Source organism: Micromonospora sp. WMMA1947 (genome assembly GCF_027497355.1).
Taxonomy (GTDB): domain Bacteria; phylum Actinomycetota; class Actinomycetes; order Mycobacteriales; family Micromonosporaceae; genus Micromonospora.
In genome coordinates, this window is sequence record NZ_CP114909.1 from 1,797,545 (window position 1) to 1,813,157 (window position 15,613).

Below are 15,613 nucleotides of genomic sequence, written 5' to 3' on the forward strand. Positions count from 1 at the left end.
CACAAGATCACGCCGAACCGGGCGGCCGACCGTCCGGAGCCTGGTCGACGAACCACGAACGCGAAGGAGTTGCGCCGTGGACCTGCCGTTCATCGCCGCCACGCTGACCCGACGTGGACTGCTCGCCCCGGGCGGACCGATCCGGGTGGTCTCCCAGCTGAACGCGCTGCGCCGGTGGGGCTGGAGCCTCGCCGGGGAGCTGCGCCAGGCCGCCGCCCGCGACCCCGGCCGCGTCGCCGTGGTCGACGAACGCGGCGCCACAATGACGTACCAGGAACTGCTCGACCGCTCCGAGCGGCTGGCCCGGTCGCTGCGGTCCCACCTCGGCGTCCAGACCGGCGACCGGGTGGGGGTGCTCTGCCGCAACCATCACGGCCTGATCGAGGCGATAGTGGCCACGATGCTGCTCGGCGCGGACGCCGTCCTGGTCAACACCGGGCTGTCCGCCGCGCAACTGGTGACCGTGGCCGAGGAACAGGGCCTGCGCGTCCTCGTGCACGACGGCGAGTTCACCGAGCGCGTCCTCGGCCTCCCGGCCGAGCTGCACCGGGTCGACGAGCGGCGGCAGGAGGAGCTGATCGCCGCCGCGGTCCCCGGCGAGAAGCTCCAGCCGCCGGAGCGCGAGGGCCGCACCATAGTGCTGACCTCCGGCACCACAGGCGCGCCCAAGGGCGCCCGGCGGCCCACCCCGCACGGCTTCGGCCCGCTGGTGTCCATCATCGACCGCATCCCGCTGCACGCGAAGAACACCGTGATGATCGCCGCGCCGGTCTTCCACACCTGGGGGTACGCCGCACTGCAGGTCTCGTTCGCGCTGCGCGCCACAGTCGTGCTGCACCGCCGCTTCGACCCGGCCGCCACGCTCGCCGCGCTGGTCGACCAGCGGTGCGACGCGATGTTCGCCGTACCGGTGATGCTGCAACGGCTGATGGAGGTGGCGCCGCCGCAGCCCCGGCCGGCGCTCAAGGTGGTGGCGGTCAGCGGTTCCGCGCTGCCCGGCAACCTGGCCGTCGCGTTCATGGACCGGTACGGCGACGTGCTCTACAACCTGTACGGCTCGACCGAGGTCTCCTGGGCCTCCATCGCCGGCCCGCGCGAGCTGCGCGCCGCGCCCACCACCGCCGGCCGGCCGCCGCACGGCACCCGGCTGGCCATCCTGGACGAGACCGGCCGGGCGGTCCGCGACGGCGAGGTCGGGCGGATCTTCGTGGGCAACGAGATGCTGTTCGAGGGCTACACCTCGGGCGCCGGCCGGGAGAGCCGCGACGGCCTGCTCGACACCGGCGACCTGGGCCGGCTGAACGCCGACGGGCTGCTCTTCGTCGACGGCCGGGCCGACGACATGATCGTCTCGGGTGGGGAGAACGTCTTCCCGTCCGAGGTGGAGGATCTGATCGCCCGGTTGCCGCAGGTCCGCGAGGTCGCCGTGATCGGCGTACCGGACCCCGACTACGGCCAGCGGCTGGCCGCGTTCCTGGCGCTGCACACCGGCGAGACGCTCGACCCGGAGGCGGTCCGCGAGTACGTCCGCCGCTACCTGGCCCGCTTCTCCGTGCCCCGCGACGTGGTGTTCGTGAAATACCTGCCGCGCAACGCCACCGGCAAGGTGCTCACCCGGGAGCTGCGCCGCTACTTCGACTGATCGACATCGGACAGACAGCCCTGACCGCCCGGTGCTACGTTCTCCCCCGATCGGACGGGGACAACGGGGAGCACCACAATGGACCGGTTTCGGCGGCGTACCGCGCTCGGCCTTTTCGTCGGCGGCGCGTCCGCCGCCGCGCTCGGCTCGTTCGAGCCGGTCCACGGCAGCCGGCCCGACGACGCACCCACCCGGTGGCCGGTTCCGCCCGTCGAACGGGAGAACCGCGCCGCCGGCGAGCCGTGGTGGCCCGCGCACGGCGGCCCGGCCGCCGACGACAGGCGGCGTCAGATCCAGGGGTACGCCTCGACGACGAGCGTCGCCCCCGGCGAGGTGATCGATTTCCACGTCGCCGTCAATCCCGGCGGCCGGTTCCGGATCAGCGTGCACCGCATCGGCTGGTACGACGGCGCGGGCGCCCGCACGATGCTGACCAGCCCCGAGCTGAGGGGCAAGCCGCAGCCGGTGCCGGTCGCCGACCCGGAAGGTGTGCTCGACTGCCGGTGGCCGGTGTCCTGGCGCCTGCCCGTCCCGCACGGCTGGACCTCCGGCCTCTACCAGGCGGTCTTCACCTCGGCCGGCGGCTGGCGGGCCTGCACGCCGTTCGTGGTGCGCGACGACAGGCGCCCGGCCGCGCTCTGCGTGGTGCTGCCGGTGACCACCTGGCAGGCGTACAACCAGTGGCCGCGCGACCGGCGGGTCGGCAAGAGCCTCTACAACGGCTACCGGCCCAGTGGGCGGCGCGACCCGGCGCTGCGGGCGCGCGCCGTCTCGTTCGACCGCCCGTACGCCGACGCGGGCCTGCCCACCCACTTCGACCGCGACGAGGCAGCGGTCCGGTGGCTGGAACGCAACCGCTACGACGTCAGCTACGCCACCAGCTTCGACCTGCACTCCGGGCGACTCGCCCCGGCCCGGTACCGGGGTCTGGTGTTCTGCGGGCACGACGAGTACTGGTCGGCCGAGATGCGCAGCGCCACCGAGGTCGGCCTGGACGGGGGCACCAGCCTCGCGTTCCTCGGCGCGAACAGCGTCTACTGGCACGCCCGCGTACGCCCCGCCGCCGACGGCCGCCCCGAACGCGTCCTCGAGTGCGCCAAGACACTGCCCGACCCGGGCGCCGGCACCGGCGACCCGACAGTGACCTGGCGCGACCTGGACCGGCCGGAACAGGCGCTGCTCGGCGTGCAGTACAACGGCATCGTGCTGACCCCGCAGCCGCTCGTGGTGCGCGCCGCCGACCACTGGGTGTGGGCCGGCACCGGCGTCGCCGACGGCGACCGCATCCCGGGCGTGGTCGCGGGCGAGGCGGACGGGCTGCACGCCGCCCTCCCCCGGCCCGCCGGAACCGCGCTCAGCTCGTCGCCGTACCCGGCCCAGCAGGGCGGGCGGCGACTCCAGAGCAGCCACCTCCACGAGACGGCACGCGGAGCTGTCGTCTTCGCCAGCGGCACGCTCGGCTGGACACTGGCACTGGACCGGCAGGGGCACCGTGACCCGCGCATCGAGCGGGCCACGGCGAACGTGCTCGACCGGATGGTCGGGCCGGTCAGCCCGGGATCGTGATCCGGCCGTCCACAGCCGCCGCCGCGATGTCGGTGCGGTGGTGGGAACCGGCCAGCTCCACGTCGCGTACCAGGGCGTAGGCGGCGTCGCGCGCGGCGGCCAGGTCCGGCCCGGTCGCCGTACCGCAGAGGACCCGGCCGCCGGCGGAGCGCAACGTGCCGTCGGCGTCCCGGCGGGTCCCGGCGTGGATGATCCCGGCGCGGTCCGCGCCGGTGATCACATCACCGGTACGCGGGCCCGCCGGATAGCCGTCAGCCGCCACCACGACCGTGACCGCCGCACCGTCGCGCCAGCGCAGCGGCGGGTGCGCGCCGAGCGTGCCGGTGGCGGCGGCGTGCAGCAGCCCACCCAGCGGCGTCTCCAACAGGGCGAGCACGACCTGCGTCTCCGGGTCGCCGAAGCGCGCGTTGAACTCGATCACCCGCGGGCCGGACGGCGTGATGGCCAGGCCCACGTAGAGCAGGCCGGCGAACGGCGTGCCCCGGCGGCGCAGCTCCGCCAGCGTCGGGTGCACCACGTCGCGCATCACGTCGTCGACCAGGCCGGGCGGGGCCCACGGCAGCGGCGCGTACGCGCCCATCCCGCCGGTGTTCGGCCCGGTGTCGCCGTCGCCGACGCGCTTGAAGTCCTGCGCGGGCAGCAGCGGCACCGCCGCCTCGCCGTCGGTGACCACGAACAGGGAGACCTCGGGACCGGACAGGTACTCCTCGATCACCACCCGGCCGCACTCCGCGGCGTGCCGCTCGGCAGCCGCCCGGTCGTCGGTGACCACCACGCCCTTGCCGGCGGCGAGCCCGTCGTCCTTCACCACGTACGGCGCGCCGAACTCGTCGAGCGCGCGCGCCACCGCCGACGCGTCCTCGCAGGTGTACGCGCGGGCGGTCGGCACACCGGCAGCGGTCATCACGTCCTTGGCGAACGTCTTCGAGCCCTCCAGCCGGGCCGCCTCCGCGCTCGGGCCGAACACGGCGATGCCCTTGGCGCGTACCGCGTCGGCGACGCCCGCCACCAGCGGCGCCTCCGGCCCGATGACCACCAGGTCGGCCGCGACCTCGACGGCGAGGGCCGCCACCGCCGCCGGGTCGGTGGGTGTCACCTCCCGCAACTGCGCCACCGCAGCGATCCCCGGATTCCCCGGAGCCGCGAACAGCGCCTCGACGGCCGGATCCCCGGCGAGTCCGAGCGCGAGAGCGTGCTCCCGCCCACCACCACCCACAAGAAGTACGCGCACGACCGGCATCCTACTGACCGCCCCACCCCACCCCGTCGATCATGAAGTTGACGGCAGGATGTGAGATCGACATCGCCGTCAACTTCATGGTCAACGCCGGGTCCTCGCGGCCAGTGCCTGGCGGATCACCTGGGGGATGTAGTCGGGACGGAGGGTGTCGGGCCAGGTGAACCTGAGGACGGTCCAGCCGGCGTTGGTCAGACGGTTCTGCCGCTGCCTGTCGTCGAAGAGCGCATCGGGCGTGGAGTGCGGACCACTTCCGTCCGCCTCGGCGATCACCCGGGCGGTCCGCCAGCCCATGTCGCCGATGCCGAGCAGGTAGCCGTCGGCGTCCCGCACCTCGACCTGGAGTGCGTCCGGCGGGACGCCGCCGTCGACGCACCGGAGACGGGTACGCGTCTCCAGCGGCGACTGGGCGCCGCCGTTCGCCTCGGCCAGGTAACGACGTGCGTTCACCACGCCCCGGCGGCCCGCGATCAGGGCGGGGATGGCCGCGAACTCGTCCTCACTGATCCGTCCCTGGTTGAGCGCCGAGTCGAGCAGGGCCACCGCGACGTAGCGACGTACCCGGAGGACGAGTTCCGCGAGCGTGTGCGTGGGAGCCGTCACCGGAATGCCGTCGACAGTCGTCAGCGCCTGCTCGGGATGCTCGAACTGGTGCAACGCCACGGCGGGATCCCTGACACGGGCCGGCCGCGCCGCGTGCCCCGGCACCGCGACGTGAATCGTGCCCGTCCTCGGCAGCCCCGCGATCCCGTGCAGCTCGGCTGCCGTGCCGAGAACGGCGTGCGCCTCCGGACCCAGCGACAGGACCGCCGCCCGGATCTGACGGCGTCGCTCCGCGCCGTCGGGTCCGGGGCGGTCGACGGCGTACGTCGCGCGAGCCAGCCGCCGCCACCGACGCGAGGTGAGAAGATTGTCGATCTCGTGCCGGCTGAAGCCGGCCCGGAGCGCCTGTGCACGGGTGACGACGCCACCCTGGTCACTCGCGATCTGCCGGATCACCCAAGCCCGTTCCACCCACCGAGCGTCCCCGCGCACGCCACCCACGCGAGACCCCTGTGGATAACCCACCCAACCCTGTGGACAACCCCGACCGGCCTTCGCCGTCGCCCCGTTGATCATGAAGTTAGCGGCAATGTGGATCTACAAAACGGCCGTCAACTTCATGATCAACCGGGTGGGTCCGGGCGGGGACCGGGGGCCCCGGGGGGTGGGGACGGGGTGGGGGTTAGGGGAGGAGGGGGTGGCGGAGGACGTTTTCCTCTCGGCCTGGGCCTACGCCTACCACGCTCACCCGGGTGCCGGTCAGCTCCTCGATGCGGGCGATGTAGCGCCGCGCGTTCTCCGGGAGCTCGTCCTCGGTGCGAGCCTTGGTGATGTCCTCCCACCAGCCGTCGAGCTCTTCGTAGATCGGCGTGGCGTGGTGGAAGTCGGTCTGCGTCATCGGCATGTCGTCGAAACGCTCACCGTTGATCTCGTACCCGACGCAGATCGGCACCTTCGCGAGGCCGGTCAGCACGTCCAGCTTCGTGACCACCAGGTCGGTGACGCCGTTGAGGCGGCACGCGTACCGGGCCACCACGGCGTCGAACCAGCCGCAGCGGCGCTCCCGGCCGGTGGTGGTGCCGTACTCGTGGCCGACCTTGCGCAGGTGCTGCCCGTTGTCGTCGAACAGCTCGGTCGGGAACGGACCGGAACCCACCCGCGTCGTGTACGCCTTGCTCACCGCGATGACCTTGGTGATCGCGGTCGGCGGGATGCCCGCGCCCACGCACGCCCCGCCGGCCGTCGGGTTCGACGAGGTGACGAAGGGGTAGGTGCCGTGGTCCATGTCGAGCATGGTGGCCTGGGCGCCCTCCAGCAGCACGGTCTCGCCGCGGTCGAGCGCGTCCCAGAGCATCACCCGGGTCTCGGCGATGTACGGGCGCAGCCGCTCGGCGTACTGGAGGTACTCCTCGACGGTCTCCTCGACGTCGATCGCCTTGCGGTTGTAGATCTTGAACAGCAGCTGGTTCTTCTCGCGGAGCGCCAGTTCCAGCTTCTTGCGCAGGATGCCCGGGTCGAGCAGGTCCTGCAGGCGGATGCCCATCCGGGCGACCTTGTCGCCGTACGCAGGGCCGATGCCCCGGCCGGTGGTGCCGATGCGGGAGCTGCCGAGGTAGCGCTCCACCACCCGGTCCAGCGCCCGGTGGTGCGGCATGATCAGGTGTGCGTCACCGGAGATGCGCAGGCGGGACACGTCCACGCCGCGCTCGGCGAGGCCGTCGATCTCCTGCAGCAGCACCTTCGGGTCGACCACCACGCCGTTGCCGATCACGATCATCGCGCTCGGTGACAGCGCACCCGACGGCATGAGGTGCAGCGCGTACTTCTGGCCGTCCGGCGTGATCACCGTGTGGCCTGCGTTGTTGCCGCCGGAGTAGCGCACGACGTAGTCGACCCGCTCACCCAGCAGGTCGGTAACCTTGCCCTTGCCCTCGTCGCCCCACTGGGCGCCGAGCAGCACGATCGCTGGCATCTTCTCGCCTCCAGAAGGCTCGGGTGCCAGGCGGCGACCGGTCAGCGAGCCCGGGGTGTCAGGCTAACAAGTAGTGACGGTGGGACCAGCAGGGGTTGGTCGAGAAGCAGGAGGCTCCTTCGTGTACGACGTGGTGCTGCTCACCCTCGGCTCGGACCGGGACGCTCCCGGTGGTGGCTGCGGCAGCGGCGGCGCCTGCTGCGGCGGCGCGGACGACACCGCTGCCGAGAGCGGCGAGGAGCGCTGCGAGACGCCGCGCGTACCGGTGCTGGCCTGCGCGGACGAGCTGACCGCCCGCGGCGCCCGGGTGACCACGGTGACCGCGCGATCGGACCGGGAGATCGACGAGGTGCTGGCCCGGCTCGACGGCCCGCCGCGCGCCGACGGCCTCACCTGGCCCGACTCCGACGGCAAGACCCGGCTGGTCGTCGCCACGGCGAGTGACGGCCAGTTGCGCGCCGTCCTGCGCCGGCTGGTCCGCCGGTACGCTCCGCCGCCGAGCCGCCGCCCCGCGGACCTCGCAGACAACCGTACGGTGCCCGACCTGCCCCCGGTGGGCGTACTCCCGCTCGATCCGGCCCGGTCCGGGACGGCGCGGGACCTGGCCGCGCAGCTCGGGTTGCCCCGGGATCCGGCGGGTGTGGCCGCCGCGGTGCTGGACGGCACCGCCCGGCGGCTGGACCTGCTGCGCAACGACGGCGGCTCGGTGACGCTGGACGGCGCGCTGCTCGGCGCCGCCGACGACGCCGGTCGCCCGCTGCACTGGCGGGCCCGGGTCGAGGTCGACGGCACTGTGCTCAGCGACGGTACCGAGCCGATCACGGCGTGCGCGATCGGCAACGCGGGCGGGTACGCGCGCCTGGGTGAGGTGGACCTGCTGGGCGGTCCGGATCCGGCCGACGGCCGGGTGACGGTGGGCGTCGCCGTACCGGTGGTGAGCCGGTCGGCGTTGGGCCGGAAGAAGGTCCGGCTGGAGGTGCGCCGGGCGCGGGGCCGTGCGGTGGCGGTGGTGCCCCGCGACGAGAAGGTGCCCTTCCTCGACGACGGCGTCGAGGGCGAGCTGAGCCGCAAGCGCTCCTGGTGGACCGAGCCGGGCGCCTGGGCGGTCTGGACGGGCTGACCTCGGTCGATTCCCTCCCGGCTCGCGGCGCTGGCCGGACCGCCTATCCTCGGCGGAAGGAATGGGGAGGAACCGTGGTGCACGAGAACGACGACCGGGCCCACGTACCGGGCCGGCCGCAGGTGCCGCAGCGGGACGTCGAGCCGCTCTGGCCGCCGGAGGAGACCGACGCGGCGGCGGCCACGATCCCGCCGTGGGCGTCGGTGCCCTGGCCGCTCCCGTCGGCCGACGCTCCGACACCGCCGGCGGCGGACGTCCCGGCACCACCGGCGGCGGACGTTCCGACGCCGCCGGCGCCCGCGGTCGACCTGGACCTGCCGTTCACGCTCGACCAGGCGACGTCCGGCCCGTCACCGGCCCAGCCGGCACCGGCGACCACGACCGCCCCGGACACGACCGCCACCCGGGAGACCTCCGACGCGGACGACGAGGGCGCCGGGAACGGACGGGCCACCTCGCCGTGGGCACAGCCGCCGCAGCGGGCCGGGTCGGACTCCACCACCACGCCGGTCCCCGCCGACGCCACGGCCGCGGAGCCCGAGGCAGCGGAGGCCGACGGCACCGCGTCCGGCCGCGCCACCGTGGTGCCGCCGTCGCCGTCCGACGCTCGCTCCGAAGACGGCACGGTTTCCGGCCGCGCCACTGTCACCGCGGTACCGCCCGCACCGTCCGACGCCCTCCCCGCCGACGGCACCGTCGCGGGCCGGGCCACTGTCGCCGGTACGCCGGCCCCGCCGTCGCCGGACACCGGCTCCGGAGCGACAGGGCCCGGCGGTCCCGCGCCGGAGCCGCCGCGCCTCGGGCCGTTCCCGCCGTCGCCGGGCGTGCCGGCGCAGCCGTCCCCCTACGGCAACGGCTACCCGCCGCCCGGCTACCAGCCACAACCCGGCCAGCCCGGGTATCAGCCGCAACCCGGCCAGCCCGGCTGGTACCCGCCGACCGGCTGGACGCCCCAGACCGGCGTGCCACAGCCGGGCGGTCCGATGCCCCCGCAGGCGCCCGTGTCCGGCCCGGTGGCACCCCCGCCGGCGCATCAGCCCCCGGCCCACCCGGAGCAGGGCTGGACGGCGCAGCAGGCGGTGCCCCCGACCGCCGAGGACTTCGCCCGCCGCCGCCAGGCCCGGCCGGTCGACCCGGTGGCCACCATGGGCGTACGCGCGGTGGTCAACAAGATCGGGCTGGTCCGGCTCGCGCCCGGGCGGCACGAGCAGGAGATGAAGCGCGACATCGAGATGGTCCGCCGCAACTTCGGCGGGCTGCGCCAGGTGACAGTGGTCAACCCGAAGGGCGGCGCCGGCAAGACGGTGGCGATCCTGCTGCTCGCCATGACGTTCGGCCAGAAACGCGGCGGCTACGTGCTGGCCTGGGACAACAACGAGACCCAGGGCACCCTCGGCATGCGGGCGCAGCAGGACTTCCACGCCCGTACGGTGCGGGACATGCTGCGGGACCTGGCCCAGTTCCAGGGGCCGCACGGCCGGGTCGGCGACCTGTCGCAGTACGTCCGCTCGCAGGGCGAGGGCATGTTCGACGTACTCGCCTCGGACGAGTCCGCGACCGGCGGCGAGATGCTCACCGCCGCCGCGTTCGCGGAGATCCGTGAGGTGGTCAGCCGCTTCTACAAGCTGATCTTCGTGGACACCGGGAACAACGTCCGGGCGCAGAACTGGCAGGCCGCCATGGACGCCACCGACCAGCTCGTGGTGACCATGTCGGCCCGTAACGACTCGGCCGAGACCGCCGCCCGGATGCTCGACCACCTGGAGCAGAGCGGCCGGCAGCGGCTGGTGCGGCAGGCGGTGACGGTGGTCTCGATGCCGCCGTCACGCAAGGAGATCGACCTGCCCGCGATCCAGGCCCACTTCGCGGCGCGGACCCGGGCGGTGCTGCTGGCGCCGTACGAGCGGCTCATCGACACCGGCGAGCCGCTGCGGTACGGGCAGCTCTCCTCCGCCACCCGGGACGCCTGGCTGAAGATCGCCGCGTCGGTGGCGGAAGGGCTGTAGGACGGGCGCGACGGCCGGCCCCCGGATCGGGACCGGCCGTCGCGGCAGTGGTCAGTCGCCGGAGAGCGCGTCTCCGGCGGCCGGGTCGCAGTCGCGGAGGAACTGGGCGCACCGGGCCGCCTCGTCCGCCTCGCCGATCTCCCCCGCGGCGCGGGACAGCACGTAGAGGCAGCGGAGGAAGCCCCGGTTGGGCTTGTGCGACCAGGGCACCGGGCCGTGACCCTTCCAGCCGCTGCGGCGCAGCTGGTCCAGGCCCCGGTGGTAGCCGGTGCGGGCGTACGCGTACGCCGCCACGACCTGACCCGCGGCGAGCGAGCGGCCGGCCAGCGCGGCCCACGCCGCGCTGTGGGTCGGGAATCGGGCCGCGACCTCGGCGTACGCCTCGTCGGTGCCCTGCTCGGCCGCCGCCGCCAGCGCGGCGTCGGCCTCCTCGTGGGCCGGGAGCAGGGTGGCCGGTGGCTCAGGCAACAGGTTCTGCATCGCCCCATTCAACCCGCTTCGCCCACGGGTACGCGAGGGGCCTCGCCCGTACGGTTGGCTGAACGGCTGAGGGTTTCGTCACGCCTGCGGCGGGAGCACACGTACCCGCGGCCCATGCCGCCGCCGTGGTTCTTGCACTACAAATACAGATCCGGAGCCTCCCCAGGACCCGGTTACGCAGGAGCCCGGCGGCGTGCCCGCCGGGCTCCTGTCGTTCCCGCCCCCGGTTTCGGCACTTGCCGCGCGGGGGCAGGATGGCCTGGTGCCGACCCCACCACCCGCGGACGTCATCGAGCCGCACGCGCCCCACGTCAACGAGATCGAGACCCGCACCGCGTTCGAGCAGCGGCTGGCCGGGGGAACCCTGGCCGGTCTGACCGTGCAGGGCCTGCGCCTCGACCTCGACCCCGTACCCGACCTGCGCGGGATCGACGTCACCGGCACGCTCTTCGTGGGCTGCCGGTTCGCCGGCCGCGAGGTGGGCGCGGACCTGGTCCGCCGGGGCGCCAACGTGGTCCCGCCGTTCTCCGGGCTGCCCTACCCGACCCAGCCGTCGCACCTCTACACCGCCGACGAGCTGGCCGCCGGGTTCGCCGAGGGCGGGTTCGCCGAGATGTACGACACCCGGGTGTACGCGCACTTCCGGGCGCACGGCGGCGCGCTGCCGGACGTACGCGAGGCGCTCGGGCAGCGACTGCACGACCACGGCGTGGACAACGCGCTGGCCGACGCCACCCGGTCGTGGCTGGCCGCGCACGGGCCGCAGTCGGTCGTCGGGGTGATGGGCGGGCACGCGGTGCCGCGCGGCAGCGTCGCGTACCGGATGGCCGCCGTGCTGGGCTGGGAGCTGGCGCGGGCCGACCGCCTGGTGGTCACCGGCGGCGGTCCGGGCGTGATGGAGGCGGCGAACCTCGGCGCGTTCCTCGCGGCCTGGCCGGCCGAGGAGCTGTCCGCCGCGATCGACGTGCTCGCCGTCGCGCCGGACTTCACCGACCACGACCGGTACACGGCGGCGGCGCTGGCGGTGCGCAAGCGGTACGCGGACGGTCCGTCGCTGCCCTCGCCCCGCCCGTCGGCACCCGGCGCCGAGTGGGCCCGTTCCGGCGGGCTGGCCATCCCCACCTGGCTGTACGGCCACGAGCCGGCGAACCTGTTCGCGGGCCGGATCGCGAAGTACTTCTCCAACGCCATCCGGGAGGACACGATCCTGCGGCTGGCCCGGGGCGGGATCGTGTTCGCGCCCGGCAAGGCCGGCACCGTGCAGGAGGTGTTCCAGGCGGCCACCAAGACGTTCTACGGCACCGACGGGGCGAGCGGGGCGTACGTGTTCCTGGACCGCACGTACTGGACCACCGAGCTGCCGGTGGAGTCGTTGCTGCGGCCGCTGTTCGCCGCGTCGCCGTTCGGCGACCTGTCGCACACGATCCACCTGACCGACGACGTGCACGACGCCATCCGCCTGCTGGTGCAGTGAAAGGAAGGGCCCCCTCTTAACGCCTCCGGTAGAGGAAGGGCCCCTTGTCAACCATAGTGGTTGACAAGGGGCCCTTCCTTACCCGCGAGGGGTCACTTCATGGTGGTGCCGGTGGAGCGCAGGTGCTCGCAGGCCTCGACCACGCGGGCGGCCATGCCGGCCTCGGCGGCCTTGCCCCAGACGCGCGGGTCGTACATCTTCTTGTTGCCGACCTCGCCGTCGACCTTCAGCACGCCGTCGTAGTTGCGGAACATGTGGTCCGCGACCGGGCGGGTGAAGGTGTACTGGGTGTCGGTGTCGATGTTCATCTTCACCACGCCGTAGTCCAGGGCCTCCCGGATCTCCGACAGTAGCGAGCCGGAGCCGCCGTGGAAGACCAGGCTCAGCGGCTTGTCCTTGCCGTACTTGGCGCCGACCGCCACCTGGATGTCGTGCAGCACCGAGGGGCGCAGCTTGACGTTGCCCGGCTTGTAGACGCCGTGCACGTTGCCGAAGGTCAGCGCCGCCATGTAGCGGCCCTTCTCGCCCAGGCCGAGCGCGTCGACCATGGCCAGGCCGTCCTCGACGGTGGTGTAGAGCTTGTCGTTGATGGCGTTCTCGACGCCGTCCTCCTCGCCGCCGACGACGCCGACCTCGATCTCGAGGACGATCTTGCCCTTGGCGGCCTCGGCGAGCAGCTGCTCGGCGATCTCCAGGTTCTCCGCCACCGGCACGGCCGAGCCGTCCCACATGTGCGACTGGAACAGCGGCTCCTGGCCGGCCTTGACGCGCTCCTGCGAGATGGCCATCAGCGGCCGGACGAACTTGTCCAGCTTGTCCTTCGGGCAGTGGTCGGTGTGCAGCGCGATGTTCACCGGGTACTTCTTGGCGACCTCGTGCGCGTACGCGGCGAACGCCACGGCGCCGGTCACCATGTCCTTCACGGACGGGCCGGACAGGTACTCCGCGCCGCCGGTGGAGACCTGGATGATGCCGTCGCTCTCCGCATCGGCGAAGCCCTTGAGCGCCGCGTTCAGCGTCTGCGAGGAGGTCACGTTGATCGCGGGGTACGCGTACCGGCCGGCCTTGGCCCGGTCCAGCATCTCCGCGTAAGCCTCAGGGGAAGCGATGGGCATGTCGAACGCTCCTTACTTACCGCTCTCGGCCGTGCAGGCCGCTGTCTTCCATGGGTGCGCCGGACCGCGCTGTCCACCGCGGGCAGTATCCCGCAGGAGCGCGAGCGGGGCGCAACCGGCCCGGACGCCGCTCACCGATTCTCCAGCCGGTCCGGTACGACGACGCTGATCAGCCAGCTCACCACCGCGACCACGATGGCGCCCCAGAAGGCGGCCCAGAAGCCGTCCACGTGGAACGGGAGCTTCAGCACGCCGGCGATCCAGTCGGTCAGCATGAACAGCAGCGCGTTCACCACGAGCGCGAACAGACCGAGCGTGAGCAGGTAGAACACGCAGCCGAACACCTTGATGAGCGGCTTGAGCACCGCGTTGACCACGCCGAAGACCAGTGCCACCACGATCAGGGTGAGCACGTTGTTGCCGGTGTTGCGGCCGCTCACCTCCACCCCGGGCACGATCAGCGTCGCGATCCACAACGCGACCGCGGTGATCGCCAGTCGGATCAGGAAGCCCATGGCAACCATCCTGGCACCGGCCGCGCTCCCGGAGCGGGACAATCGCCGACTCCGCGTTCCGCCCGCCACCCAGCGGCGGCCCGGAGCAGCCCGTACGGTGGTGGGGACGATGCCCGCACGGAGATCAGGGAGGGACGATGGGTCAGCCCGACGAGGACTTCGCGCCCAGTGACCACCTCGCCCCGGAGGAGCGGGATCTGGAGGCCGAACCGGCCGACGCGGTGGAGCAGGCCACCACGGTGACCGACGACACCGACGGCGAGCCGCACCGCGGCATGGAGGTCGACGACTGGGACGCCATGGAGCAGGCCCGCGTCGTCACCGCTGACGAGGACGACTACCGCTGACGCGGCGCCGGGTCACCGCAGGGCGGTGGCCCGGGCCGGGTGGGCGGCGGCCCACTCCGCCAGTCGGTCGGCTCGCAGCGCGTCCAGGAACCCGGGGCTGAGTGCCGGGTCCGGCTCGAATCCGTGCCCCTTCTCCTCTGCGATGCGCACCGGAAGACTCAGCGCGACCGGCTCGGCGCCACCGGCCCGGCTGGTCGCGCCCACCAGCGCCGGCAGCGACAGGTCGCCGGTGTCGACCGTGACGGCCGATCCGACCCGCAGGAGCAGCCGGCCGAGTTGTGCCGGGTCCGTCGCCGTGCCCTGCTCCCGAAGCTGGTGGAGCAGGCCGGCGGCGTAGCGCGCCGCGTTGCGGTCGCGGTCCAGTCCGCCGTCGCGCAGGCCGTACCGCTGCCGCAGCAGGTCCACCGCCGCCGCGCCGCCCAGCCGCTGGCACCCGGCCGGGAACCGTCGCTCGGTGTGCACCGAGCGCACCGGCTCCGGCAGGCAGACCGGTACGCCGCCGACCGCGTCGGTCAGCTCCCGTGCCCCCGGGTACGTGAGCACGGCGCCGGCGTCGACGCGTACCCCGGTCAGCCGGGCGACCGCCTGGCGGGTCGTCCGGTAGCCGGCGGCCAGGTCGGTGCCCGCCCCGGGGGCGCGGGAGAAGGTCGCGTTGAGTTGCTCCGACCCTCCGCGCGCCGGTATCGGCACCAGCAGGTCGCGCGGGAGCGACACGAGGTAGAGCCGGCTCCGGTCGGCCGGCACGTGCACCAGCAGGATCGAGTCGGCACGGCGGCTGCCGGCGTCCTGGTCGACGCCGAGCAGCAGCACGTTCAGCGCGCCGCCGGGTTCCGGCTCCGGCGTGGCGTGCAGGGGCGCCGCTGTCGGTGCCGGCGGCCGGGGCGCCATCGCGGTGAAACCGACCAGCGCGACGGCGGCGACCGCCAGCGCGGTGCCGGCCAGGCGTACGCGCCGACGGCGCCGACGGCGCATGACGACCGCCCGGTCGACGGCGGCCCGGACCGGGCCGACGGGCGGGGTGGACTCCTCGAGGCGGGCGAACGCGGCCCGCAGTTCGTCCTCGATCATCAGCAGACCTCCACGAGTTCGGCTCGGAGGGTGGCCAGCGCGCGCGAGATGCTGGACCGGACGGTGCCCACAGCGCAGCCGAGGATTTCGGCGATCTCCCCGTCCGGCAGGTCCTCGTAGTAGCGCAGCACCAGGGCGGCGCGCTGCCGCCGGGGCAATCGGGACAGCCAGGACCGGATCTGGTCCCGGTCGACGGTGGACTGGGCGTGGTCGGCAGCGGCGGGCACCGAGTCGTCGACCTCGCCGCGCAGCAGCACCCGTCGCGCCCACGAGCCGCGCCGCCAGTCGATGAACTGGTTGGTGAGCATGCGGCGCACGTACCGCTCCGGGACGTCGCTGCGAGCCACCCTCCGCCAGTGGAGCTGGACCCGGACCATGGTCTCCTGCACCAGGTCCTGGGCCTGGTGTGGGTCGCCCGTCAGCATGACCGCGTACCGCAGCAGGGCGCCCAGCCGCGCGTCGGCGAACTCCTCGTACGTCACTGCACCTCCCGGTGTCCGATTGATGGACGGTCCCGGGCAGCTGGAA

General features: G+C 73.5%; 14 protein-coding genes. 6 read left to right on the forward strand and 8 right to left on the reverse strand.

Annotation, left to right across the window (positions count from 1 at the left end):
* The first annotated feature begins 76 nt into the window (after nucleotides 1-76).
* Complete coding sequence (locus tag O7604_RS08695; protein ID WP_281579362.1) at nucleotides 77-1,642, forward strand: AMP-binding protein; 1,566 nt, start codon at nucleotides 77-79, stop codon at nucleotides 1,640-1,642.
* A gap of 78 nt (nucleotides 1,643-1,720) precedes the next feature.
* Complete coding sequence (locus O7604_RS08700; RefSeq protein WP_281579363.1) at nucleotides 1,721-3,208, forward strand: N,N-dimethylformamidase beta subunit family domain-containing protein; 1,488 nt, start codon at nucleotides 1,721-1,723, stop codon at nucleotides 3,206-3,208.
* Here the strand turns inward: O7604_RS08700 and purD are convergent.
* The 3 genes from purD to O7604_RS08715 all read right to left on the reverse strand — a co-directional run bounded on the left by purD (nucleotide 3,192) and on the right by O7604_RS08715 (nucleotide 6,960).
* Nucleotides 3,192-4,439 (reverse strand): phosphoribosylamine--glycine ligase, encoded by a 1,248-nt coding sequence (gene purD, locus O7604_RS08705; protein WP_281579364.1) that lies wholly within the window; start codon nucleotides 4,437-4,439, stop codon nucleotides 3,192-3,194. The genes O7604_RS08700 and purD overlap by 17 nt on opposite strands.
* A 90-nt stretch (nucleotides 4,440-4,529) precedes the next feature.
* Nucleotides 4,530-5,459 carry a type IV toxin-antitoxin system AbiEi family antitoxin domain-containing protein gene (locus O7604_RS08710; RefSeq protein ID WP_281579365.1) on the reverse strand — a complete coding sequence of 310 codons (930 nt, stop codon included), beginning with the start codon at nucleotides 5,457-5,459 and terminating at the stop codon, nucleotides 4,530-4,532.
* A 211-nt stretch (nucleotides 5,460-5,670) separates the two neighbouring features.
* Nucleotides 5,671-6,960, reverse strand: a complete 1,290-nt coding sequence (locus O7604_RS08715; RefSeq protein ID WP_120572356.1) for an adenylosuccinate synthase — start codon at nucleotides 6,958-6,960, stop codon at nucleotides 5,671-5,673.
* A gap of 121 nt (nucleotides 6,961-7,081) precedes the next feature.
* Between O7604_RS08715 and O7604_RS08720 the strand changes: the two genes are divergently transcribed.
* Entirely contained in the window at nucleotides 7,082-8,080 is a 999-nt protein-coding gene (locus tag O7604_RS08720) for a diacylglycerol kinase family protein (RefSeq protein ID WP_281579366.1), read from the forward strand.
* A gap of 74 nt (nucleotides 8,081-8,154) precedes the next feature.
* A complete protein-coding gene (locus O7604_RS08725) occupies nucleotides 8,155-10,086 on the forward strand; it encodes a chromosome partitioning protein (protein ID WP_281579367.1) in 1,932 nt (643 codons plus the stop codon).
* 51 nt (nucleotides 10,087-10,137) lie between these two features.
* Here the strand turns inward: O7604_RS08725 and O7604_RS08730 are convergent, their stop codons facing one another.
* Nucleotides 10,138-10,566 carry a DUF3151 domain-containing protein gene (locus O7604_RS08730; protein ID WP_269703120.1) on the reverse strand — a complete coding sequence of 143 codons (429 nt, stop codon included), beginning with the start codon at nucleotides 10,564-10,566 and terminating at the stop codon, nucleotides 10,138-10,140.
* A gap of 262 nt (nucleotides 10,567-10,828) precedes the next feature.
* Here O7604_RS08730 and O7604_RS08735 point away from each other — a divergent pair, with 262 nt between their 5' ends.
* Complete coding sequence (locus O7604_RS08735) at nucleotides 10,829-12,040, forward strand: hypothetical protein (protein WP_269703122.1); 1,212 nt, start codon at nucleotides 10,829-10,831, stop codon at nucleotides 12,038-12,040.
* A 92-nt stretch (nucleotides 12,041-12,132) separates the two neighbouring features.
* Here O7604_RS08735 and fbaA read toward each other — a convergent pair whose 3' ends face one another.
* Nucleotides 12,133-13,155 carry a class II fructose-bisphosphate aldolase gene (gene fbaA, locus O7604_RS08740; RefSeq protein ID WP_281579368.1) on the reverse strand — a complete coding sequence of 341 codons (1,023 nt, stop codon included), beginning with the start codon at nucleotides 13,153-13,155 and terminating at the stop codon, nucleotides 12,133-12,135.
* A 131-nt stretch (nucleotides 13,156-13,286) separates the two neighbouring features.
* A complete protein-coding gene (locus O7604_RS08745; RefSeq protein WP_030500566.1) occupies nucleotides 13,287-13,670 on the reverse strand; it encodes a phage holin family protein in 384 nt (127 codons plus the stop codon).
* A gap of 137 nt (nucleotides 13,671-13,807) precedes the next feature.
* Between O7604_RS08745 and O7604_RS08750 the strand changes: the two genes are divergently transcribed.
* Nucleotides 13,808-14,017 (forward strand): hypothetical protein, encoded by a 210-nt coding sequence (locus O7604_RS08750; protein ID WP_018785499.1) that lies wholly within the window; start codon nucleotides 13,808-13,810, stop codon nucleotides 14,015-14,017.
* Nucleotides 14,018-14,029: 12 nt separating this feature from the next.
* On the opposite strand, the gene O7604_RS08755 is transcribed toward O7604_RS08750, so the two are convergent.
* A complete protein-coding gene (locus tag O7604_RS08755; RefSeq protein WP_281579369.1) occupies nucleotides 14,030-15,085 on the reverse strand; it encodes an LCP family protein in 1,056 nt (351 codons plus the stop codon).
* Nucleotides 15,085-15,567, reverse strand: a complete 483-nt coding sequence (locus O7604_RS08760; protein WP_281579370.1) for a SigE family RNA polymerase sigma factor — start codon at nucleotides 15,565-15,567, stop codon at nucleotides 15,085-15,087. Before O7604_RS08760 ends, O7604_RS08755 begins: the two co-directional genes overlap by 1 nt.
* Nucleotides 15,568-15,613 lie beyond the last annotated feature (46 nt).

Bases quoted from the DNA above. Each gene is read 5' to 3' on its own strand.
- O7604_RS08750 (WP_018785499.1), top strand. From the start codon at position 13,808: ATGGGTCAGCCCGACGAGGACTTCGCGCCCAGTGACCACCTCGCCCCG.
- O7604_RS08730 (WP_269703120.1), bottom strand. From the start codon at position 10,566: ATGCAGAACCTGTTGCCTGAGCCACCGGCCACCCTGCTCCCGGCCCAC.
- fbaA (WP_281579368.1), bottom strand. From the start codon at position 13,155: ATGCCCATCGCTTCCCCTGAGGCTTACGCGGAGATGCTGGACCGGGCC.
- O7604_RS08755 (WP_281579369.1), bottom strand. From the start codon at position 15,085: ATGATCGAGGACGAACTGCGGGCCGCGTTCGCCCGCCTCGAGGAGTCC.
- O7604_RS08745 (WP_030500566.1), bottom strand. From the start codon at position 13,670: ATGGGCTTCCTGATCCGACTGGCGATCACCGCGGTCGCGTTGTGGATC.
- O7604_RS08700 (WP_281579363.1), top strand. From the start codon at position 1,721: ATGGACCGGTTTCGGCGGCGTACCGCGCTCGGCCTTTTCGTCGGCGGC.
- O7604_RS08715 (WP_120572356.1), bottom strand. From the start codon at position 6,960: ATGCCAGCGATCGTGCTGCTCGGCGCCCAGTGGGGCGACGAGGGCAAG.